The sequence below is a fragment of the Bacillus capparidis genome, assembly GCF_017832095.1.
Lineage (GTDB): Bacteria > Bacillota > Bacilli > Bacillales > Bacillaceae > Bacillus > Bacillus gobiensis.
Genome location: NZ_JAFDST010000003.1, coordinates 78,135 through 101,695, shown reverse-complemented (window position 1 = coordinate 101,695; position 23,561 = coordinate 78,135). Strand labels below are relative to the sequence as shown.

Genomic DNA, 23,561 nt, shown 5'->3' with positions numbered 1-23,561 from the left:
ATTTAAATTACACCTTAAAGAAAATTAAAATTTCATTATTACTTCTCATTATTTTGTTTTTTTTAGCACTAGACTATTTAACTTATGCTCTTACTAGTTGATTTGGATCATTAGCGGGAATTGTGTAAATAACCCGGATTCACTTTACGACAAGGACTTAGATAAGCTGACAGCACCCGAGCAGGCTTGAATATCCGTCTGAAAGTAAAAGGAGAAATCTATCCGGAAAATTTCCTGTTTGTAATTTCCGCCATCATATCTATGCGGAAGACAAAAAATTTTCAATTTGAAAAACCGCAGAAGCACAGCATAATGGACATGCTGTTTCTGCGGTTTTTTTATGATAAGAACTCTAGGTACTGTGCCTAAATTGGTTATGAATTACTTCGGTATCTCCGTGAACTGTGATAAATGCACTCTCATCAATTCGACTAATATACTTTCTCAGTTTCATAAACTCGCGACGATTTACAACGGTATGAATCACCTCTTTTTGTTCGTTGGTGAAAGCGCCTTTTGCGGAATAAACAGTCGCACCTATGCCTAATTCGTTTGTGATAAATGACTTAATTTGATGACAATGCTGGCTGACAATTACAGCTTCCTTTCGATTGCTGAATTGTTTAGCAAAATAATCGATAAGGGCACCACGAAAAACAATACCAAAAATGGCATATAGACTATTCTCTAAGCCAAAGGCAGCAACGGACAAAATAGCAATAGAAAAGTCAAACATAAGAACTGATTTCCCAATATCAACCGAGAAATATTTATTCACAATCATTCCTAATAGATCCATTCCGCCTGTTGAGGCGTTCTGACTGAATACAATCACCAAACCAAATGCGGCAATGATGGTACCTATCACAATTTGAATGAGTTTATCATCCGAAATGGGACCGGAAAGCTGAAATATATTCTCCATTCCCCAGACCATGAGGGATGAAGCTAAACTTGCGTAAATAGTTTTGATTCCAACCTCAAACCCAAGAAAAAAGAACCCTATCGCAAAGAGTATGACATTTAAGATGAGCATCAAAAGGCCAATAGGCAGATTAGGAAAGAAAGAATGCAGCACAATGGTTAAGCCGCCTAAACCACCTGCAGCAAACTCATTTGGTGCAAGGAAAAGATAGATATTAAATGAGACTAGAAAAATACCAATATTAAAAATAAGAAATCTAAGAATCTTCCCCACCATTAACTATCCCATTCCTCTGACAGATCACAGCAGATTGGTGTTTCGACAATCTGTTTCACTTCTTTCGGCTGATTCGCTTGTCCTAATGCCCACATCAGTTTCGGTATGACAGCCTCAGTGTTCATATCGCCTGAAACAATGATATTGTAGTTCGCAGCTTTTCGCCCTACTTCATATAAATAGATATCCTGACCTTCTTCCAAACATTGAGTGGATATTAAAACAGCGATCCCGACTTCTGTTAATTCCTTAATTTTAGGGAGGAGGTTTCGTCCTTCAAAGGGTAATCCGCCATTCCCAAAGCTCTCGATCACGACTCCTTTGTAATTCATTTTAATAAAATCAAAAATGTCAGGATTTACACCTGGATAAAGCTTTAACAAAAAGACTTCTGCACATAATTTCGTATCAATCTGAAAGGGTTTATCCGTTTTTTCCGGTTTCCAATAGTATTCCACAGTCTGATTGTTTATTGATGCTACATACGGATAATTAATACTTTCAAAAGCATCGTAACTTTTCGTTCTAATTTTCACAGCACGTGTACCGATAATGACTCGGCCATCAAACACGACAAAGACACCGCCTATATTTTCTTGGGCAAAAAGCAGCGCGTCTCTGACGTTCTTTTTAGCATCTGTCTTTTTAAAGCTTAAAGGAACTTGTGATCCTGTTAGGATGACAGGTTTTCCTAAGTTTTGAAGCATATAAGACAGCGCAGCTGATGTATAACCTAAAGTGTCTGTACCGTGTGTGATTATGAAACTATCATAATCATCATAATGGACAGCAATTGCCTCAGCAATTTCAACCCAATTTTCAGGCTGCATATTGGTACTATCTTTATTCATCAAGATTTTACACGTCACGTCAACTGGTGAGTCATCATTATTATATTGAAAATATTGACGCAATTCGGTAGCAGATAAACCAGGAACAAGGCCATCATCACTAGTTACTGACGCAATAGTTCCACCTGTAGCCAAGAGTAGAATTTTTTTCATGAGGAACCTCTTTCTATATATTAAAAATTCGCGTATTGTGTTCTTATGGAGTACATTATACGTCTAAATCGGTGAAAAAATCAATGTTTGTACGCGTAATGAGTACTTTTATCTTTTGGATAAAAAAGAGCCATGGTATAATGTAGCAAGCGGAGGTAGAAAATCGTGCTTAAACAATTGGAACAGTTAAGAAAAAGGAATAATTGGTCTCAGCAGGATGCGGCTGACCGTTTGGGGATTGCGAAAAGTACTTATGCCGGGTATGAATCGGGGTATCGACGTCCCCCATTACAAGCTCTTATTCAAATTGCCGATCTATTTGAAGTATCGATCGATCATTTATTCGGCCGCGAGTGTCAACCTACAATTGAAATCACCGATATGCTTTATAATGAAAAACAATATCTTTCGATAGATAACGTCCCGTTGGATTCGGATGAATTATGTGAATTCATTGCCTTTATTCGGGTTAAGCGGGGGATAAGAACGGAATAAGATGATACGCACCTTAATAGTTTTCTATTACAATCTACTTTTCAATAAACACCTCCCTAAACTTGGAAGGTGTTTATTCTTATTTCCTCAACGCATATAAGAAAATACATATATGAAATGTATAACGAACTTACGAGTTTGTTTCGCGGAATATTCAGCTTTTTGCCATTTAAGTCTAAATCAAGACGATAATTGACTTTCTATCATAGATTTAAATATAAATAGCCCCAAAATATAACAAAAATAATATATGATGTACGAAGTGTAATTTGATATATACGACTTTCTTTATCTTTTAGTAAGAATTCATCCACAATAAAATATAAGAATGCCACTAAAATTGAAAAAAAGCTCATACCAAATAATAAAAAAATAAAAATAATAGCGAACAATAATGCAAAGAAAATATAAACAATAAATTTTAATGCTTTCTTATTTTCAGGTAGTTTTTTAATTAGAAATTCAGTAAATAATGCAATTGGCTAAGCATAGAAAAAACACCGAAAAACATTACATAAGATACCAATAGGAAGCTTTCAAGTATACTCTTACTTGAATGAAAATCAGTGTTCACGAACTCAGTAGGACTTATTATAAAAAATACGATGAAACATGAGATCCAATATGTAGCTATAGACACCTTTAGTTTATGTAACAGCATTTTACCTCCTAATAATAAACTTTTATAACTTTATAAATTTGGTTTTTAATCCCTCTACTACTTCTTCTCCATTTTAATTATTCGGACTTCTCTTAGCCATAAAATTTTGTTGACATTAACACTAGTGTCATGCTTTAGAATTTGATTTGACAAAAAAACAGCCAAGAGGCGCCCACTATCTCGACAAGGTTGCGGAACCTACTCGGCAAAGAGGAAGGTGTGTACTAAAATGAAAGTATTAACGGTTGTCACGCATCCCAGAACAAACTCTTTGACCTTTGCGGCTGCGGATCGATTTGTACAAGGTCTTACAGACGCAGGTCACGATACAGAGGTGTTGGATCTGCATCGCAGCGGCTTTGATCCAGTATTACGAGAAGCTGACGAACCTGATTGGACTAATGCTAATAAAAAATATTCTCCTGAAGTTGAAGCTGAGATCGAACGAATGAAGTAGCACGATGCGCTCGCGTATATTTTCCCGCTTTGGTGGTACTCCATGCCTGCCATGCTTAAAGGGTATATTGATCGCGTATGGAACTACGGTTTTGCGTATGGCTCAAGCAAGCTTCATCACCAGAAAGTATTGTGGCTTAGTCTGGCTGGTGCTTCACCTGAGCATCTGGAGAAAAGGCAATACGACAAAATGATCTCTCATTTCCTCAATGTTTCTTTGGCTAATTACGCAGGCATTCCGAATTCAAAGGTTGAATTTTTATATGAAACTTTAGACGGGAAACCCGAACATACGGAAAACCTGCTGACGCAAGCTTATAATCTAGGGTTAGGCTTTGCTGAAAATTAACAAAATAGGATCAGGCTGCCGATGTAAACGGCAGCCTGATTCTTGCTTTCAAAGCATAAATTCTTTTAACTTCTCAATACTATTCGCTACACTTAGCTTTACTATTATAAAGTTAGGTTAAAAATTTGCCTTCTTTGAAACGTGTTTTCATGTTGATATATTTTATAAATGTAATATCAAATATCGTATTTATTTATCTCTTAGGAGGGACAAGTCGATGACAGAAGAAACTGCAGTAAACAATTTGTTATCAAGATATGTTAGAGCTACTGATGCAAGAGACGGTGAATCTTTAGCTCTCTTATTTACAGAAGATGCCTTAATAGAAACTTATGATAACTACAATAATCAACGAGTTAAAGTAGGAGAGATGACAGGAGCTGCTGAACTAGTACAACTATTTAAAACACTAATGCCAGACCATCCTGAAGGTGGCTGGAGCCATCATGCTACGATGGATCGCATAGTAGAAATTAAAGAAAATGAGGCAACAATTGATGCTCAGTTCGTCATGTTTTCAGTTCAAGCAAATAATGAGTTAGTGGATAAAGATACACCAAGAGGAGGTTCGATTACTCCTAGGGAAAGTGGATACTATCAAACGAAATTAAAAAAATTTAACGATACTTGGAAGATTGTACATCATAAAATACTTCTTGATTACATTAATAATCCTGCAATATAAAAGAATAAACCCACTTTTCATTGTGCAGAAAAGTGGGTTTTATTCTTTTATCTCCCATTTATCATTCCAGTCCTTCATTTGTTGAAGTATCCTTCCAAAATCTTTCCCCTTTAGTGTAAGTTCATATTCTACTGTTGCAGGAACAGTAGGATAAACCGTACGGATAAGCATACCTTTCCCTTCCAAAAATCGAAGGGTATCCGTTAATGCTTTCGTGTTTACATTACCTAAGGAACTCTTTAGTTGGTTAAATCTTTTTATATCATTCATTAGTAACTCTATAATCACATAATAAGTCCATTTTCCCTTTAAAAGTTGAACGGCACTATGAGCTGATTCGATGCAATTTATTTGTTCTTTGTCCAACGATTTCAACATCCTCATAAGTTAAGTAAAGATCAATATCTAATTAGACTGCCATAGTTTATTAATTTTATCAACTAATAGGAAAGTGTTTTAATATGTAGTTTGAAGTAAAGTTTGGCTGAAAAAACCGATTTTATAAAAAAGTAGCATTGATGGAATGAAAGGTGCAGTTCATTCTCAAACATCATTCAGTTCTTCTTTCATTCTCAAACATCATTCAGTTCTTCTATTAAATAGTTTATGATTCTAGCTCTTTCCTGTGTATCTTGTTTGTCAAATGAAAGTTGTTCAATAAATTCCCATATATCCTCCAATTTACGTCTTCCTTTGTAAAACTGCATAGCATTGGAGTTGATTTTATAATTCTTATGGGATTTCTGATAGATGCTTGAAAATATATCATAGTATGGCTTGTCTATTAAGAACATTAAATCAGCTTCAACGGGGGCTAATTTCAACCCTTCCCAATCGATCAAAATCAGTTGTTGTTCTGATTGCATAAGATTCCAATTGTGAAGGTCTGTGTGGTACAAGACCATTCTTAAATGACTGTTTTTCAAACATAAAGACAGCTTTTCAACAGTATCAATCAGATGATTAATTTGTTCAATGTGTGGGGGAGCCACTATTTCCCTTACATCATTTGGGATATCTCCATAATCCTTGTCCAATGTATTCCTCAGCTGTTGCAAAAATGGTACATAAAAATCTTCTTTCACAGAATTCGTGTGAATTGGTATTTCTTCTCCAAATAAATGAAGCTCTGTTATGATTTCTGAGAGTTGGCAAACTTGATCCTCGGTTAGGGCTTGATCACCAATTGTTACTCCATCAATGTATTCATAAAGCAAATAAATTCCATCATCATCTTCCCACTTATATTCACCATTCTTTGTTAAAAAAGGTACAGAAATTTTCCCTTTCAAGTCACTATTATTTATTAGCCAAAACGCCTCTTCTTATAAGGGAGTACTTTATGGTTATCCTCGAGATGCACTTGTTTCTACAAACATCTTAAGCTTATCTTTTTCTCTTAACTACCCATGCCTAAAATTGATTAAAATTCAGATGATACACTTAAAGAAATCATTCATAAATTTTTCAGTATCTACTTGGATACAAACTTCTGTATTAGGCGTATCCGGGGTTTTTCGATATAAATCTTCAATCGTTCTCCCTATTCCATCTTCCTCTGTATCTATTTGAATATGGATCGGTATTGTTTTCACTAAATCAGGAAATTTAGCTACTCCAACTGCCAATGGATCATGTAAAGCACATCCCTTTAAATAAGGATGTAGTTCTTTATAAGCATCTAGATAGAACTGAGTAAAATCAGCGAAAAAACCAGAAACTTCAGTATCCTTACTTCTCCATTTTCCAACATCCTCTTCAGTCAATAAAGTTTTTCTCGTTACATCTAAACCAACCATAGTTATAGGCAAATCGGATTTAAATACAAAATCTGCTGCATGAGGATCAATTCTATAATTTGCCTCTGCATATTTACTAACATTGCCTGGAGTAGTCAGAGCCCCTCCCATTGTTACTACCCTTCCAACTAGTTGAACAATTTCCGGATCTTTTTTGACAGCCTTAGCTAAGTTAGTTAAAGGCCCTGTTACAACCAGAGTTAATTCTTTTTTAAATTTATGAATCTGTTCTATTATATAATCTACGGCATGCGTGGAAGGACAATCTTCTAGATCATATTCTTTAACTGACCCTAACATATTTCCTAACCCATCCATTCCATGAATTTTACCATCATATTCCTTTTCTAGTATAAGAGGCTTCTCAGATCCTCTCCAAACACCAACGTTACTATTTAACATAGACAAAATTGTTTTTGTGTTGCGAAAAGTATAGTCTACTGGTGCCATCCCATAACAAGCAGTGATGCCCAGCAATTCAATTTCAGGTGAATTTATTGCATAACCAATTGCTAGTGCGTCGTCTATTCCCGTATCACAATCTAATATAATTTTAACCATATCTTCCCCTCTTTCTAAGTAGCTTACTTCATTAAGCACACAAAATTTTTCACTTATAAGCTAACTAGAAAATCTAATATTCAGAATAAAAAGTTTTATGTTGTTTCTTTCATTGTATTTAATAAAAACTTCCAAGTCATTATTTATATCATACAAACTTCTTGTTTTTGTTTAGATAATATTAATAAAAGAAATCTACTCTCTCATCATAATAAGAACGTAACATAAAGAATGAACTCTATCACTTATTTTTCTAAAATTATATAAAATTCACCGTATTTTAGTCATCTGCATTTTGAAAGCTTGGGGTTAGTCCCCTGACTATGAAGGACGATAGTGAACTTGTACACTTAAAAAATTATTTTGAACACAAATAACCGACTACCTGTACATTTAGGAGTCGGATGTTATTCTTAGCCGCTGAGGCATCCTGATATGGGTATTGGACATTTTTATCGAAATAGAATTATTAATGACTTACCGAGTAGTGCAACTGAACGACACCGCCGCCAAGGGACTTGAAATCCAACAACTGAACATCCTTATATTGGTAGTTGGCTGTATCAAGCAAAAGGTTGAGTCCCTTCCCCTCCAAAACAGGCGCAACATTGAATATTACTTCGTCAACTAGTCCTTGCTCCAAAAAAGCATTGTGCAGATCAGCACCGCCCGTTAGAAGGGCTGTTCTATGTCCTTTTTCTTGTAAGTAGTTTAAGGCGTCTTGCGGGGACTCTACAACCTTTACTCCAGGAATTTCTTTGACACTCTTAGAGAGAACAACAATGTCAAGATCGGCAAACGGAGAAGGCCCTCCTCCACCTGCACTCCCTCGAACGTCCGGCGTCCAACGATGAAGTTACCAACAGCTTTGGCTTGGGTTGCAAAATCGTCTAACACTTCCTTTTTGGGCGGATTTTCTGGGCTGGACTGCGCATAGTTACCGTTAGCAGTTAATGTTGCCCAAAGAATTGTTTTCATATTACTCCTCCTATTTTTCTAATATAAATATACAAAGTTACCTTACAGAAAACGTGATTATTCAGCCTCACCTCCTTCATATCACGACGTTCTTTCAAGAACTCTTCGAATCGAAGCTGCCACTCTATCTGGTCGATCCTCTTGCACGTAGTGAGAGGCGTCACTCAGTGGCTCGGTTTCATTCATTTTGAGGTATCTCTGCCATTTTTCCATTTCTTCAAGCGGAAAACCTGCGCTATCTTTCATACCCCAGAGGATTTGGGCGGGTAAATCAGATAGCTCGGGTAGTTTAGATTCAATTTCCGCGAGCCAAGATCGGGCTTTCCGAATCTGTCTGGGGAAGATCCATGTTTGTATTCTTGATTTAGGTGTTGGGAAAGGATCGGTATATGCCTTTCTCAAATTTTCCGTGACTTTGTCAGAATGGTAAATCCCGTGTGGAACAATGGTTTTGGCGAAGAAGTTTCGCTGAGTCTGAAGCAAGTATCCGAAGGGCAATCCCCCCATCGCCATAGAAAAAATCTTCATTGGCAGAAGAGTCGCAGGCCAGGCCCAGGTGTTCATTAAGACGATGCCGCGTAAGTTTTCCCTGTTCCGAACCGCGTAGTTAAATCCGATCGGTCCTCCCCAATCCTGGACTACTAAAACAAAATTCTTTAGGTCCAAACGACGAATAAAATCATTGACTGCATCCGATTGCTCTTGTGGCGTAAAACGATAGTTGGAAGGTGCTTTTGACATACCAAACCCCGGGTAATCTAAAGCGATAAGACGAAAATCGCTGCGCAGTTCCTTAATTATATTTCGATAGAGGTAAGACCAAGTGGGATTCCCATGAAGGAGAAGAACTGTCGGCCCTTGTCCTTCGTCAATGTAATGAACGTATCCGTCGCGATAAGGCAGCCAATGATCCTTGAATGGGTATTCCGTAGAATCCACTTCAAATGGTCTTTTCATATCTGTTCACACCCCTTTGTCTTGAAAAATGTTTGCCCATCCCTTGATTCTATTGATAGCTCTTATAGCTCCTTCTCCCTTTGGCGAACCTGTTCGCTAACGTTGTTCAGCATCTTTTTCAGCAGAGAAAGCATAAGCTTATATTCCTCGTCATCCATGCCAGTCCGGCTTTTTCTACTGATATCATGCAATGTTGCCTGAACCTTCGGTAAAACCGCTCTACCTGATTCCGTCAAGTAAAGTAAGCTATAACGCTTATCGGCGGGATCTGTTTCCCTTTTTACATACCCTTCTGCCTCCAGTTTTTTAATCGCCTTTGCCGTCGTTGTCTTGTCAATTAGAAGCTTCTCGCTTAACGCTTTTTGCGAAATCCCTTCTTTTCTCGCAATCGTTAACAAGAAAATATACTGCCCGCTTCCAATTCGATATGGCTGAAGCTGAGCAGAAATTAGGATTTGCATATGACGGTAAATAGCAGAAATGTACATGCCAGGCGGCGCCCCAGCGCTCTCGCTTGAAAGCTTAATCTTATTGTTGTCCACTAAAACATCACCTCCAATAGGATGTCATTGCAACTAATTACAGTATATTTAAAATAGGATGTCATTGCAACTATTATTGGAAAAGTCCCATGTTTTCAGCGCCGCTTGCAAACCTTAAATACTATCTAAAAAAAGAGAAGGAGCTGTCACATATGTTAAATATGACAGCTCCTTCATTAATTGCTTATGCGGTGACAGTTCCTCCAGTTGCACTGTAAACTTGACCTGTAACATAGCTTGCAGCTTCAGAAGCTAAGAAAACGTATATACCTGCTAATTCCACTGGCTGACCCGCGCGTTTTTGTGGGGTAGGCGGTGTGCTTTTACCAAATTTCGGGATATTTTCACTTGGCTGGCCTCCTGAAATTTGTAGCGGTGTCCAAAACGGTCCAGGAGCTACGGAATTTACCCGGATTCCTTTGGAAGCTAATTGACCGCCTAGTGCTTGGGTAAATCCAATAATGGCTTTCTTGGTAACTGCGTAGTCTAATAGCATTGGGCTTGGATTGTAACCTTCTACTGAAGATGTTGTGATAATAGAAGCACCTTCAGGTAAATGCGGTAACGCAGCTTTCACTACCCAGTATAGCGAGAAAACATTAATGGCAAAGGTTTTTTCGATTTGTTCAGTTGAAAGATCAGCGATATTCTCTACGGCTTGTTGTTTACCAGCAACTAATGCTAATATATCTAATCCGCCGAGTTCAGCATTTGCTTTTTCAACTAAATCCTTACAGAAGGTTTCATCGCTCAAATCACCAGGTATGAGGACTGCTTTTTGCCCTTCGGCTTCAATCAGATTTTTTACTTCCTCAGCATCAGGCTCTTCTACCGGTAAATAATTGATCGCGACATCTGCTCCTTCTCGGGCATAAGCAATAGCAGCAGCACGTCCAATACCAGAATCACCACCAGTCACAAGAGCCTTCCTGCCATTTAGTTTTCCAGAACCTTTGTAACTCTTTTCACCGCAGTCTGGCAGAGGATTCATTTGTCCTTGTAATCCAGGTGGTTCTTGGTACTGTTCAGGGAATTCATCGTGAAAATACTGTGTTAATGGATTTTTAAGATCAGACATAACTACCGCTCCTTTTTAACTAAAATTTAAGGTATATTTGTAGCGTACCCATGATAAAAGTTCATAAAACATATATTGAAAGTTATTCGGAATCGATATATATAAAAAGGAAGTCATTTGAAGAGCTATTCAAAATAGGGTTTTTATACTTTGAAGCAATACAATCACATTTCAACCTGTCATTTCTAATTAAAGAAAACGCTTTATTAATTTTGTTATCAAAATTTGAGGGTATATTTGTGCCAAAGTTTCTTGACATAAATATACCCTCATTCTGGGAAAAAGTCCTATCAGCATCCCTATTAACTGGATCATACTTCGTTACTCTCCAAAAATACAACGGCCACTCTATCCTTCTAAATCAATAAAACTACAAGTCATCTAATGTAATTACATCACCGTTTCCTGCGTTGACCCCATATTGACAATCTAATTTTCCGCATAAAACATATTGTTTTTGTTTAAAGTCGTAGACGTAGATTGGTGTTAGCTCATATAATTCTTTGATTTTTTCATACGCTTCTTCTATATCTATTGTTACTTTTTCAGGTGGTAGAAATTGATCAAGAAATTCCCACATCAGTTTGTTGTCCATGTAATTTAATACTTGGATGCTCTGTGCATCAATCATGACCAGAAGTTTTCTCTGAAATACACGAATGTCTTGATTAGTTGCTCTCAAAGTTGCATGGATAAAGCCATTCTCTCGATGTAAAGTCTTTAGTATCCATTTTCCAGTATCGTTAGGAAATTCCTGACGTAAAAAGTCTCTCACTGCCATTACACACTTCTCTTGTTCTACCTTTGTTATTGGAAATGATTCAGGAGATGGTTCATATGAAAATGCTTGTTCTGCTGTCACATCCTCAATCAAGTTAATCTCTTTTCTATCAAACGGTTTATTTAACGGCGTATCCCATTGAATGATTTGGTCTATTTTCAAAAGTGACTTTATATCTACAATAAGTTCAAACGGAATGGTCGATGTCTGGTCATTCATGACATAAATTTCTTCCACCGCGTAAACGGGAAATAACCTTTTCTGTTTAAATGAAGGAAATTCAATCAATTTCAATTGTTCTTTTGCCATATGTTCTACCATTTCAAGGGAAAGTGAATTGGTCTCTTCTTTTACTTTTTCTTTAGAAGGAAACTGACCATGAACAGAGAAAAAGGTGAGCTTCCCTTCCTGATCAAATTCAATTTCAATTGACCCTGAAGGAGAAACAGCCGCACCATCTATACATTCTTTAAAAAACAGCCTCCCCTTTTCTTCTTTTTCCAGTTGAAATTGGCGACCATACGCTAACCCTGTTTCCTGCTCAATCCATTTAATAATGTCGTTTTTATGAAGATTAGAAAATGCCTCATCATCTGCATAAGACTTACCTCGGACAAAAATAACACTCTTAAATTTACGGCTTTTCACGTCAATACAAATAACTGCTGTACCTTCTAACCATCCTCTTGTTCAAGTACGTGATTAGGAAACCACTCCATACATAGTGTATATAGCGTATCATTGAAAATGTTTACGTTCCGATCGAAACTATGTGTTTTTAAATAGTAGTTATCTAATCTAAACTTTGATTTTGCATAATCAATTAATTCCTTTATCCTTGGATTCATTTGAAATACCTCGCTTTTAAGATTATTTCAAAACCTATAAGCAGAAAGATTATTTAAAACGTTGATTAATCTCCTCACGATAATATTCATCAACCCAATTCGTGTATTTCTCATATAACGGTCGTATCGTCTCTATGTCATTCGCTATGACTTCACACCCTCTATCATCATAAATAAAAAAGATAACACCTTTCGTAACGTTAATAAAAAATTCATCTGGATAATTTAAGTCATTAAATCTTGGCTTTAATGACTGGAAATCCTGGTTACAAATTGCTTTCAGCAAAGGATCTCGTATATCTTGTTTGCGGCATTCTAAAGAAAATTGGCAGGTACAATACGACTCAGCATCATCTTCATCATCAAACATATAGGGAAGAGTTTCTTGCTTCAAACGAAACAGGACATTTTTATTTTTTATGTAATGGTTATAGATTTTGACTTTCTTTTTACTTCTTTTTGCATGATTCCTATTCTGATAGATATTTGATACAAATAGAATTTTATCATCAGCTGAGAAAATATCATGAAAAAGTGACAATGCTTGATGATATACTTGATTAAAATAGTCTGAGTTTAGTTCGTCTGTTCCGCTTTTAAATGGGGAGAGACCCTGAGCGAATTCAAAATGAATACCTAAATCCCATTGATGATAAAGACTTGCTTTAAAACGAGCCCGGGAAAGATATTGTTAATATAGTCTCTTAATTCCATAGTACATGTCTCCATTTAGATCAAGTTAAGGATTCCCCTCATAATTTTCTGCTTTTTTCTCCCGACTTAATAATAATATCCACGTTTCTTGCACTGCCATTATCAATGTGGTTTTCTGTATTCGACACATCTATATTAGATTCGATCTTCACATGTTTTCTCGCATTTGCTTTTAACTTCACCTCATAAGGCGCATTGTTATTCAAGAGCGAGACCATTGGATAATCATTTTTATTTTCATAAAATTCAACAGTGAACCCCACATCATTTCTACTGTAATTATCAAAAGTAAGCTCACATTCCCCGTGTAATGTTCTTTCATTAATCATATCAAAGCCACAATTACTTAGGCCACGGTCATAGGAAACAGCGTAAATGCCTGTTGCAAATGTTCTTTGATAGGAACCGGCAATCATCGACGGTGCAAAAATTGAGATAATAATAGCAATCAATACGATTCGCCCATGATATTTTTCTAATGATTTCGCCAGTAAAAATAAACCCGTAATCAAAAGTATTAATGAGACAACTCCAACAAATTGTAATCCATCATCTGTCTGAACAGGTATATTCAGCACCTCAACAACTGCCTCACCATAAGGACTTTCGTGCGGAAAAGGGAAATTTAACGCCATAGATGCAATAAAAAAATGAGAGCAAAATATATCATTTTTTTATTTTTTATCATATTAACCACCCTTAATTTCAGGTATTTTATGGTAATCGTACGTCCGACCACGCATGCTCTTTTATATCCTACGAACACCAACGCTTCAAGTTTCAATCTACGGCAAAAAAGCGTCTCTACTTTTAGTAGAGACGCCGTAAACTTAAATCTAAAGCTCAATTTTAGTATTAGTTATTTTACTAGATTTAAAATTAACTTACCCGGCATTTTCTTTCGTATCATCAGGAGCAACCGTGATACCTGTTGTTTCTTCAAAATCGTATAAATTGGACGGCAAATCTGTGAACCGTTCTAATTCATTATAAGCTGGAATTCCATGATATGACATATCCAGACCTTCTTCCTCTTCACGTTCACTTGCTCGGAAACCGACTGTCTTTTCACATACTTTCGCAACAATCGTACCGCCGACAAGACCCCAAACAACTACTACGGCTGCACCTAATACTTGTATTAATAGAAGAGAAGCATTCCCCGTCATGAAAAGACCTTCAGATGTATCGAACAATCCAACTGCAATGGTTCCGAATACGCCAGTAAATCCATGTACAGCGACTGCTCCCACTGGATCATCCACTTTGAGCTGATCTACTAATAAAGTCGCAAAGATCACAATTAGACCGCCGATTGCACCGATGACAATCGCACTCAAATGAGAGACGAAAGCACATCCGGCAGTTATCGCCACCAAGCCTGCTAACACGCCATTAATGGTCATACTCGGATCAGCTTTCCCGAATTTCTTCAACGTCATAAACAGGGCAGCCGTTCCTCCACTTGCTCCTGCCAGCATTGTGTTCAGGGCAATCGATGCAAGACTAGTGTTAGAAGCATCTAATGTGCTTCCTGCATTAAAGGCAAACCAGCCGAACCATAAAATAAACGCTCCTGCAGAAGCTAATGGAATGTTGCTGGGTGCAAATACATTGGCACTGCCATCTGAATTAAATCTTCCATTTCTCGGTCCCAGCAGTTTTGCCATTGCAAAAGCAATAAATCCACCTACCGCATGAATCGTAGCCGAACCAGCAAAATCCTTCATTCCTAATTGCGCTAACCAACCATCACTGTTCCAGATCCAATGACCTGATAGAGGATAAATGATGAGACAAATAAGTGCTGCTGTTAATACATAAGCTTTAAAATTCATACGTTCAGCAACGGCACCTGACACAATAGAAATACAAGCTACTGCAAATCCGATTTGAAACAATACATAAGCAGCACTTGGTAATTCAATCGAAAGAGCAATCTTTTCCGGACTTCCAAATAAAGTCGTACCAATCAATCCAAAAGCATCTTGCCCATACATAATTCCAAATCCAACTAACCAAAATGCTAAGACTCCCACTGTCAAATCGACAAATATTTTCATAGTTACATTGACTGCATTTTTCGTTCGAACAAAACCAGCCTCCAGTAAACTAAAGCCACCCTCCATGAACAATACCATTGCCGCAGCGATAACAATCCATACGGTGTTTAAATAGATAAGTTCCATAAAAGTTACCCTCCCAGATTAACTACGTCATCAATATCAAAGTCTTTTGTGCCTGTTCGAATGTTATAGGCTTCAAATATCGGATAAACATAAATTTTACCGTCGCCCGCTTCTTCTGTTTGGGCAGAATCAATAATGGTATCAATCGTTGGCTTGACCATATGATCCGAAAGGACAATCTCCAGTTTCACGGTAAACTCCCTGGGTATCCTTTTGTTTTCCTCGTCCGACTACCTGAGATACTGTAAAACCAGTAATACCTATATTTTTTAGCCCTTTAATCGTCTCAGTGAGCTTTTCGGGTCTTATTATCACTTCAATCTTTTTCATAATAACGCAACTCCTTGTAAGGATTTCTAACATTATACGATATATAATATAACGCAATGCAAAAGTAAGTCAATGGAATATAAAAGCAAATTGAAAATATTACGAATATTTTTAAAGCGTTTACATTTATCTTAAGTTTATATCAAGCAAGAAGACCGCCTTGTCAAAGGCGGCCTTCGCTTTTATTTCTTATTAATCTCCCTTTAGGTATGCTTTAGCTTTTAATTGATTCAGACAACTTCAATCACACTTGATTCAATGTTTCCGCAAAAATACGATACTGCAGGTCTGCAACATTTTTTATGAACGCTTGATCATGAGAGACAAATACAATCGTTCCTTCATATGCAGCGATAAACCGCTCTAATGCTTCAATCGCATGAATATCCAAGAAATTGGTAGGTTCGTCTAACAATAGAATGTTATATTCCCCTAAGAACAGGTGACAAAGTTGGAGGCGTATCGCTTCTCCACCACTCAATGACTTTACACTTTTTTGCAAATCAGTACCGACAAACTGCATCGAATGTAAAACACTTCTTAGAAATCCTTCATCATATTCTGAGCGATTTTTTACAAATTGCAGTACCGATTCATCACTTGAAAATTGATAGCTCATTTGGCGGAAATAACCGATTTTTGCTTTTGGTGAAATGGTTAAACCAGCCTCGCCATTTGCAATATGGTGAAGCAATGTACTTTTACCACTGCCATTTGCACCTGAAATCGCTATTTTTTTGCCAAGCAGCTGGAAGCTCACTTCGTCCAATAACACTTTATCCTCAACTTGAAGAGTTAATCGGTCCGCCATAACCGGAAACTTATTATGCAATTCCAATGCTTTTGATTGGCGAAACATGATTTTCTTTTCCGCCTGTACGGCTTCGACTTCCTGGAGTTTTTCCATTCGCTGTTCAATCGCTTTTGCGGCGCGCTGTACGGCTTTTTGGCTCGTGCCTTTCGATTTCGTCATAAACGACTTGTACGGTTTTGCATTCGCTTCTTTTTTCGACATACTTCCTGCTTGAGTGATTTTTTCAGCTTTTTTCATTTTTTCTTGTACTGCTTTTTCAAGTCGGCTTTTTTCTTTGATGAATTGTTCATGAGCTTGGCTCTGTTGATCACGTTCTAGCTGCTTCTGTTTCATGTATTCGCTGTAATTGCCGGTATAAACCTGAATTTTGCCGTCACGTACTTCCCAAATCGTTGTGACGAGCTCATCTAGGACAGCGCGGTCATGACTAATCAACACAAGTGCTCCGTAGTAATATCGTAATTCATCAAGTAAGAAAGTAATACCGCCTTGATCCAAGTGTGTTGTCGGCTCATCGATTAGTAACGCCTCGTAATAATGCGTAAACAATTGTGCAAGCTTCAGCCTTGTTTGCTCCCCGCCGCTTAACTGATCAGAATTTTTCGGAACTCCCAGTCTTCCGAGTAACGCCGCATCAGCTTCTGCAACTGCAGGAGCTTCAAGCTGCTCAAAATAACCTTGCTCTACGTAACAATTAACTTTTCCACTTGTCGGTTGAATTTTACCAGCAAGCAGCTTTAATAACGTGCTTTTCCCTGCACCGTTTTTCCCGACGATGCCAATCCGGTCAAATTGATGTACAGCTAATCGTTCAATCTTTAATACTTCTTTATCTAAATATGTCACTTCGACATTTTCTAATTCAAAACATATTTGTTCCATATTCGCTACCTCCGAAATTTATTATTTCGTATCGATAGCTAGGATCGATACGAGCTTCTATTTCAAGCTCGTATTAATAGAATAATAAGAATTGCATCTTTCTTTCCCCCTCTCCTCACTTAAGCTTCATAGCCATCACTGCATTTAGACTAATCAGAACACCGGTTATAGTAAATAGTGCGGCAACACTCGTTAATTCCGTAAATACTCCAGCTAACCCCAATCCAACCGTAAGTAACGATAAACTTGTAACAAAACTAAATACTCGCCCAAGTAAATGAGGTTCAATTTCCGACTGGATATACGAATAGAATGGAGCTGAAAATAATGGACCAGATAATCCAACCAAACAACTCAGTACAACAAACACATAGAAAATGGACGGTGATAGCAAACCAGAAATAAATAATGCAACGCCTATCAGCATCATCCCGGCTGCCATTGTTTTAATTTTATCAAAACGATCCCCTAATACACCTAACAATGAAGCTCCTACAATTAATCCAATCGCAAATGCAATCTCAACAATTCCTGCTTCTACTACACCTTTTGCAAAATGATTACGTACCATAAGCGGAAAGTAAGTGCCTATAGGAATGTATAGGACAGCTACAACTGTCATTACTATTGTTAACCTCAGTAAAAGGCGATGTTTCACAATCACACGATATCCTTCTTTCATTTCACCAATAAAACTGCCTGACACCTCTTCTGTCGTTCTCGGTACTCTTGGGATGTGAATAAACAGTAAAACGCTACAAGCAATAACAGCACCTAATACATCGAACAATAACACCCATTCAAGCGAGCTAACTGCAAGTAATGACATTCCCACTGCCGGTCCTGATATTGGACACCGAACTTATCATCTGTCCCCAGCCTGCAACCTTTGTCAGGTGCTTTTCAGGTGCAAGCAGCGGCACAGAGGCTTGCATTGCCGGCATATGAAAGGCAGTTGCAAGTGAACGAACGACTAACACGAGTATTACTAACACGATACTGGGTTCACTAAAATACATCGATGTAAATAATAGTAAACTGCCTAATGCAACAATCATATCTGCAAGTATCATTATCATTTTACGAGAGTGACGATCTATAATTGTTCCAGCTAACGGGCCAACTAATGCTTGTGGTAAAAAGCCTGCTACCCCTGCCAAAGCTAATAAAAGTGGTGAGCCTGCTGTATCTGTTAACCACCAAATGATACTAAATTGAACAGCAGCACTACTCAGTAATGAAAAGAACTGCCCTGTATATAACGCAAAAAATATCCTTTTCCAATTTTGATTTTCCATTAGTAATCGATACCTCCTAAATTTACGTATCGATTCTTCACCGATACGAGCTTTTCTTGCTAAGCTCGTATTAATAGAAAAGTAACATCATCATGTAAAATCTCTCCAATAACTTTTTAAAGCTGCCTAATTTCTTTCTCACAGAATCGTAAATATTTCTTTTGCTAAGAAAATTATACAAAAAAGAAAGGCAGAATGATCCACCTTTCTTCACTTTACATATTTGTATTTGAAATGAAGATTATTAAAAAAGGGCAGACTAATCCCGTTTACTCTGCATACACAAACAGAGTCTTTGAACGTATTAAATTACTGGTTCAAAGATTGGAATCGAAGTCTCATTGAATACATATTTTAATAATCCTCCTTAAGATTTTAACACACAGTATTTATAGAGTTCCTTTTTGAAAAGTCAATAACACTTATTCTCCTAATGTGCAGCGTTAATTGAGGCTAATCAAAACCGCTTTCGGAAGAAAAAATTGTTCATATGGTTGGCTTAGGATTAAGAAGGCTTTCTCAAACGAAGAAAAGCAGGATACTCTAGGAATTGACGAGATTCCAGAAAGAGAGGATACCCCACTATGATTACAAAATCAGCTTGATAAGTTAATCACTGGCTTCTTGAAGGAACAATTAGAAAAATCAAATCGAATATCCTGAGCTAAACCTTCTGCGAAAAAGGCTATCTTCACGTTTGCCCCGTTGCAGCATCTTGATTGGAAGTTGAAGTTATCGTTTGTTTTTCACGAAACATTCCCTCCGATTTTGCCATAGCTACTGTCGCCAAGGCATTTCCTACTACATTAGTTGCAGTTCTAGCCATATCCATAATAAAATCAACAGCCATCAGTAAAGCAATACCTTCAAGTGGTAAACCTATAATGGCAGAAACACTTGTTAGGATAACGATAGCTCCTGAAGGGACAGCTGCCACTCCCTTCGTAAGTAACACAAGCAATAGAACAATGTGAATCTGTTCTACTACTGAGAGATCAATGCCATAAGCATTAGCTAAAAATATGATAGCAGGCGCCATATACACCATTCCTCCATCTAGATTAAATGAATAACCAAGAGGTAATATAAATGAGACGACTGAATTTTTTGCTCCATATTGTTCTAAACGTGCCGTAAGAGGAGCAAATACTGACTCTGAACTTCTAGTGGTAAATGCTATCAATAATAAATCTTTAATCTCTTTAATTAATTCTAAATAACGAATACGGTAGATGCGGGCTATAATTGGAAAGATAACCAACAAAACAATAGCTAGCCCGGCATATGTAACAAGGATTAAATCAAGCAGGGTACTTAATTTATCAAATCCATAGGTAGCCATACTATAAGCAATAGCACCAAAAACGCCAATAGGAGAAAATTTAATAACATATTCTAAAACTTTAAACATTACTTTAGAAAGAGCTTCAAGTACATCTTCAATTGCCTGCGCCTTCCCCTTTAATGATCGAAGAGCAAGTCCAAAGAAAACACCAAAATAGACTATGGCTAATAAATTCCCTTCAGAAAAGGCAACAAATATATTAGAAGGTATTATATGAAGTAAAAATTCTCTAAAATCAATTTCTTTTCCAACAATACCATCCAGAGCATCTTTATTTCCATCTGAAAGATCTGCTCCCATTCCAATGTGCGTGAAGTTTGCAAGTAATAATGACATAATAATAATTAAAGTTGTAACAATTTCAAAATAGATAATAGCTTTAATAGAAAGTCGCCCTAGTGCTCTCGACGATTTAATTTGCGCGATACCTAATACAATTAAAGGGAAAATTAATGGCACTATCGTCATTTTAATCATGTGGATAAAAGCATCCCCTAAAATTTTCGCCTCTGCACCCAACGTTTTATTTATAGATCCTAAAATTAGGCCTAATACCAGAGCAATTGCGATTTGAAGCCATAAAGGAATTTTTTTCATGATTGCCTCCCTTAAATATAATATTTTGATTTGTCTTGAAATAACCTTGTTTATACTAGGCTCTGTTCTTTTCTACAATCCTCTTAGTTATTGATAAAAATTTCTCCACTTCTTCAACACTATTGCAGTGTAATGGAGATATTCTTAGCGCACCTTTCATTCCAAAGGATTCGAGTATCCTTTTTGAATAAATACTTGTTGCCACGCGCGCATATAAGATTACTCCTTCCTCTTCATATTGGCGGACAGCTTCTTTATAATCTAAACCTTCTAAACTAATTGCGACAATGAAGTCTCTTTTTGATAAATCTTTATAATCAAGATGAACGGTTACTCCAGTTATATCTCTTAATCCTCTAAGGTTAGCTGTTCCATTTAACAGGATATCGAGCAAAGTCCTTTCTTGTAAGGAGATCTTACTCATTCCTTCAACAAACAAATCTCTTCTATCTTGACTTGTAATAAATTGGGACCCAATCCAACACACGTAGTCAACAATTTCGCTTACGACAGCAAAATGGGCCGGTGCTGGACTTCCAAGTTCCCATTCACCCTTTTCTTTCCCAGTAAGCTTGTGATGGGGTAGACGGGCAGCTCTATTAGATAGATAAGAAATTCCACAACCTCTGACACCAAAAAATTTGTAAGGAGCAAAGTTCATCGCATCAACAGGTGTTTTTTTAAGATCTATCACACCATGTGGCGCATGTTGTACGGCATCCACAATAATAAACAAATCTGGATTGATCTTTCTTGCTTCTGTAACAATCGTTTCGATGTCTAAAATAGCACCAGAAATATTTGATGCATAAATAACACTTAGCAGACTGGTGTCCTTGTCTATAAGTTTCATTATTTCTTCTACATCTACCCCACCTGTAACAGGGTTTGTCTTGGCAACACGAAATTCCTTACCTAACTTATCTGCATAAAACTTCGCTGAGTCAAACGCTGAAGGATGCTCCAATGCTGTCGTAACAATGTTTGTTCCCTCAATATTTTCCGCAATAATCCCTGTGATTTCGAATATTGCTTGAGAGGCAGTAAGATACGTTGCAATACTTCCATCTTTAGCATTGATTATAGTACGTATATCATTTGTTCCCTTTTCTTGAATATCAATTAAATATTTTGCGGTTTCATGTTCTCTCTCAGGACAATCAGGAATTGAATCGAGCTTCGTAAAAATCTCTGTCGCTCTCTTTAATCGAAAAGATCCCCCTGCGTTATCAAAAAATATTCTCTTTTTTTGCTGTATAGGGTCTTCTTCAATATAATTAAACTTCTTTCTAACTTCGTTTAGAATTTCATTACTAAACAAAAATCCCGTATCTAACCTTTCCATAAAAACCTCCTGTAGCATATTTTCGATTGAATTTTAAAACTAATCAGAAAATATCAGTCATACTTTCACAATTTCAATTAAAATTCAGTTGAATCACATCCTTAAAATAAATATTTGATCTTATTAGTTGATGAACTTATTATACTTAGTATTACAAGTGGTGTCATAGTTACTGTTAGAATATCTAACTATGAACCTCTTTATATAGTTACACCTTCATAAGCTTATTATAATTAGTATTACAATTGCATCAATTATAAGTTTTATTAATTTAAGCTAAATTCAGCGTTCCATTGTATTATTAGGTATATGCTATACTTACATTAATATATCACAGCAATACAATTTGATTTTTTCATTCAAAATTATCATATATATCTTACATTAAACGAAAGTGAGAGACCTTTTATGCGTGAAATAATGAGTAAAAAACCTCTTCATAAAATCATTTATGATGAGATAGTTGATAAAATTGAAAATCAATTCTATAAAGTCGGAGATATATTGCCTTCAGAATCGGAAATGGAAAAGTTATTTAAAGCTAGTCGTACTCCTGTTAGGCAGGCATTAAAACAGCTTGAAATGGATGGATTCATTTACCGTTATCAAGGAAAAGGGTCCTTTGTAGCAAACTATAAGCCCATCGGTCAATGGACCACTATGACTGGATTTAAAGAATTATATAAAGAAGAGTGGAAAAAGATTTCAGCAAGAACCATTGAAGTAAATAAAATCCAGTCCCCTTATTACGCGAATCTTCTTGAGATAAATAGCGACGAGGAAATTATCCACTTAAAAAGGGTACGTTTTTTTAATGGAGAACCTATTATTTATTTAGAACATTTTTTAACCCCAGAGCTTCCACTAGAGATATTTAAAAAGGATTCTACATTTATTTCTATAGACCAGTTATTGAATGAGGAACAGAACATTGAATTCACATCGATAAAAGAAGAGATTGAAGCAGTATCAGCAAATAAAGATGTGGCTGAAACCTTAAAGATTGAGGCAGGTATACCTGTATTAAATAGTACTAGAGTTTCTTTCGACAGTTTATTAAAACCTATTGATGTAACTGTAAACTTTTTCCAAAGTCAGAAATGGAAATATAGAATTCAATTCAACAAACAATAATTCATCATAGATGATATACCATGTCATAAACGGCGTTTAGTTATTAATACTTTAGTAGATAAGCCTTGTTTATTCTCGTATATCATTTAAAAAAATATGAATTAAAGCGAAGGATAATTGCTTGCAGCCTAATGAATGGGGATGGGATTTATACCGGGTAAGAAAAATTCAAGAATACAATCATTCTAATTCCTATTCAATTATTAGAGCGAGAATTTTCCGGAAATCCGTATACGGAGGTTCGAACTTTCTCATTAGATACATTGCCTCAAGAATATCCGCAATACAAGAATACATTTGTATTAGCTGAACCTGCTACTCCTTTAATGTTTTAAAGTTAAAAGGAATTGATACAACATAGAATTATCAAGTTACAGGCTCTGATAAAGCATATGGCGACGATGAACTAACATATGTGGGATTAAGTATGCAAGCTGATATCCATGGAGATTTCCATTATGTATGGCTTTTAAAAGAGAAACTTCCGTTAACGTTTTAAGGTATTAATCTCAATCACA

At 36.6% G+C, this 23,561-nt stretch carries 22 protein-coding genes and 2 pseudogenes; 4 read left to right on the top strand and 20 right to left on the bottom strand.

What is annotated here, in order from left to right; translation table 11 throughout:
- Positions 1 to 352: 352 nt before the first annotated feature.
- A complete protein-coding gene (locus tag JOC74_RS14045; RefSeq protein WP_376773394.1) occupies positions 353 to 1,198 on the bottom strand; it encodes a YitT family protein in 846 nt (281 codons plus the stop codon).
- A gap of 2 nt (positions 1,199 to 1,200) precedes the next feature.
- Positions 1,201 to 2,205 (bottom strand): asparaginase, encoded by a 1,005-nt coding sequence (locus tag JOC74_RS14040; protein WP_053605301.1) that lies wholly within the window; start codon positions 2,203 to 2,205, stop codon positions 1,201 to 1,203.
- Between the two features lie 165 nt (positions 2,206 to 2,370).
- Between JOC74_RS14040 and JOC74_RS14035 the strand changes: the two genes are divergently transcribed.
- The 3 genes and pseudogenes from JOC74_RS14035 (at position 2,371) to JOC74_RS14025 (ending at position 4,851) form a co-directional block, all read left to right on the top strand.
- Positions 2,371 to 2,700 (top strand): helix-turn-helix domain-containing protein, encoded by a 330-nt coding sequence (locus JOC74_RS14035; RefSeq protein WP_211086189.1) that lies wholly within the window; start codon positions 2,371 to 2,373, stop codon positions 2,698 to 2,700.
- 890 nt (positions 2,701 to 3,590) lie between these two features.
- A pseudogene (locus JOC74_RS14030) lies at positions 3,591 to 4,166 on the top strand (NAD(P)H oxidoreductase).
- A 217-nt stretch (positions 4,167 to 4,383) separates the two neighbouring features.
- A complete protein-coding gene (locus JOC74_RS14025; RefSeq protein ID WP_053605299.1) occupies positions 4,384 to 4,851 on the top strand; it encodes a nuclear transport factor 2 family protein in 468 nt (155 codons plus the stop codon).
- A 39-nt stretch (positions 4,852 to 4,890) separates the two neighbouring features.
- Here JOC74_RS14025 and JOC74_RS14020 read toward each other — a convergent pair whose 3' ends face one another.
- The 18 genes and pseudogenes from JOC74_RS14020 to JOC74_RS13945 all read right to left on the bottom strand — a co-directional run bounded on the left by JOC74_RS14020 (position 4,891) and on the right by JOC74_RS13945 (position 21,909).
- Complete coding sequence (locus JOC74_RS14020; protein ID WP_225970282.1) at positions 4,891 to 5,217, bottom strand: winged helix-turn-helix transcriptional regulator; 327 nt, start codon at positions 5,215 to 5,217, stop codon at positions 4,891 to 4,893.
- A 206-nt stretch (positions 5,218 to 5,423) separates the two neighbouring features.
- Positions 5,424 to 6,143, bottom strand: coding sequence for a phosphotransferase (locus tag JOC74_RS14015; protein ID WP_053605298.1), 720 nt, complete (start codon positions 6,141 to 6,143; stop codon positions 5,424 to 5,426).
- Positions 6,144 to 6,281: 138 nt separating this feature from the next.
- On the bottom strand, positions 6,282 to 7,211 hold the full coding sequence (locus JOC74_RS14010; RefSeq protein ID WP_053605297.1) for a nucleoside hydrolase: 930 nt from the start codon (positions 7,209 to 7,211) through the stop codon (positions 6,282 to 6,284).
- 469 nt (positions 7,212 to 7,680) lie between these two features.
- Positions 7,681 to 7,965, bottom strand: coding sequence for a dihydrofolate reductase family protein (locus tag JOC74_RS23585; protein WP_225970410.1), 285 nt, complete (start codon positions 7,963 to 7,965; stop codon positions 7,681 to 7,683).
- Positions 7,953 to 8,189, bottom strand: coding sequence for a dihydrofolate reductase family protein (locus JOC74_RS23580; protein ID WP_225970281.1), 237 nt, complete (start codon positions 8,187 to 8,189; stop codon positions 7,953 to 7,955). Before JOC74_RS23580 ends, JOC74_RS23585 begins: the two co-directional genes overlap by 13 nt.
- Before the next feature lie 81 nt (positions 8,190 to 8,270).
- Complete coding sequence (locus tag JOC74_RS14000; protein WP_053605296.1) at positions 8,271 to 9,146, bottom strand: alpha/beta fold hydrolase; 876 nt, start codon at positions 9,144 to 9,146, stop codon at positions 8,271 to 8,273.
- A 62-nt stretch (positions 9,147 to 9,208) separates the two neighbouring features.
- Positions 9,209 to 9,688: a MarR family winged helix-turn-helix transcriptional regulator gene (locus JOC74_RS13995; RefSeq protein WP_225970280.1), complete on the bottom strand. Its 480-nt coding sequence runs from the start codon at positions 9,686 to 9,688 to the stop codon at positions 9,209 to 9,211.
- Between the two features lie 184 nt (positions 9,689 to 9,872).
- Positions 9,873 to 10,766, bottom strand: coding sequence for an SDR family oxidoreductase (locus tag JOC74_RS13990; protein WP_053605295.1), 894 nt, complete (start codon positions 10,764 to 10,766; stop codon positions 9,873 to 9,875).
- 370 nt (positions 10,767 to 11,136) lie between these two features.
- Positions 11,137 to 12,195: a hypothetical protein gene (locus JOC74_RS13985; protein ID WP_225970279.1), complete on the bottom strand. Its 1,059-nt coding sequence runs from the start codon at positions 12,193 to 12,195 to the stop codon at positions 11,137 to 11,139.
- A gap of 249 nt (positions 12,196 to 12,444) precedes the next feature.
- Complete coding sequence (locus tag JOC74_RS24435; RefSeq protein ID WP_446680341.1) at positions 12,445 to 13,029, bottom strand: DUF3885 domain-containing protein; 585 nt, start codon at positions 13,027 to 13,029, stop codon at positions 12,445 to 12,447.
- Between the two features lie 118 nt (positions 13,030 to 13,147).
- Positions 13,148 to 13,687: a hypothetical protein gene (locus JOC74_RS13975; RefSeq protein WP_225970277.1), complete on the bottom strand. Its 540-nt coding sequence runs from the start codon at positions 13,685 to 13,687 to the stop codon at positions 13,148 to 13,150.
- A gap of 306 nt (positions 13,688 to 13,993) precedes the next feature.
- Entirely contained in the window at positions 13,994 to 15,298 is a 1,305-nt protein-coding gene (locus tag JOC74_RS13970) for an ammonium transporter (RefSeq protein WP_053605294.1), read from the bottom strand.
- Between the two features lie 5 nt (positions 15,299 to 15,303).
- Positions 15,304 to 15,628 (bottom strand): annotated as a pseudogene (locus tag JOC74_RS13965) (P-II family nitrogen regulator).
- A gap of 244 nt (positions 15,629 to 15,872) precedes the next feature.
- Entirely contained in the window at positions 15,873 to 17,324 is a 1,452-nt protein-coding gene (locus JOC74_RS13960; RefSeq protein ID WP_053605292.1) for an Msr family ABC-F type ribosomal protection protein, read from the bottom strand.
- A 115-nt stretch (positions 17,325 to 17,439) separates the two neighbouring features.
- Entirely contained in the window at positions 17,440 to 18,153 is a 714-nt protein-coding gene (locus tag JOC74_RS23965; RefSeq protein ID WP_280882405.1) for an MFS transporter, read from the bottom strand.
- Positions 18,134 to 18,622, bottom strand: a complete 489-nt coding sequence (locus JOC74_RS23960; protein WP_280882403.1) for an MFS transporter — start codon at positions 18,620 to 18,622, stop codon at positions 18,134 to 18,136. Before JOC74_RS23960 ends, JOC74_RS23965 begins: the two co-directional genes overlap by 20 nt.
- A gap of 691 nt (positions 18,623 to 19,313) precedes the next feature.
- On the bottom strand, positions 19,314 to 20,564 hold the full coding sequence (locus JOC74_RS13950; RefSeq protein WP_082364204.1) for a dicarboxylate/amino acid:cation symporter: 1,251 nt from the start codon (positions 20,562 to 20,564) through the stop codon (positions 19,314 to 19,316).
- Between the two features lie 55 nt (positions 20,565 to 20,619).
- On the bottom strand, positions 20,620 to 21,909 hold the full coding sequence (locus JOC74_RS13945) for an aminotransferase class V-fold PLP-dependent enzyme (RefSeq protein WP_053605291.1): 1,290 nt from the start codon (positions 21,907 to 21,909) through the stop codon (positions 20,620 to 20,622).
- 408 nt (positions 21,910 to 22,317) lie between these two features.
- On the opposite strand from JOC74_RS13945, the gene JOC74_RS13940 reads away from it, so the two are divergent.
- Positions 22,318 to 23,043, top strand: a complete 726-nt coding sequence (locus tag JOC74_RS13940) for a GntR family transcriptional regulator (RefSeq protein WP_053605290.1) — start codon at positions 22,318 to 22,320, stop codon at positions 23,041 to 23,043.
- The last annotated feature ends 518 nt before the right edge of the window (positions 23,044 to 23,561 follow it).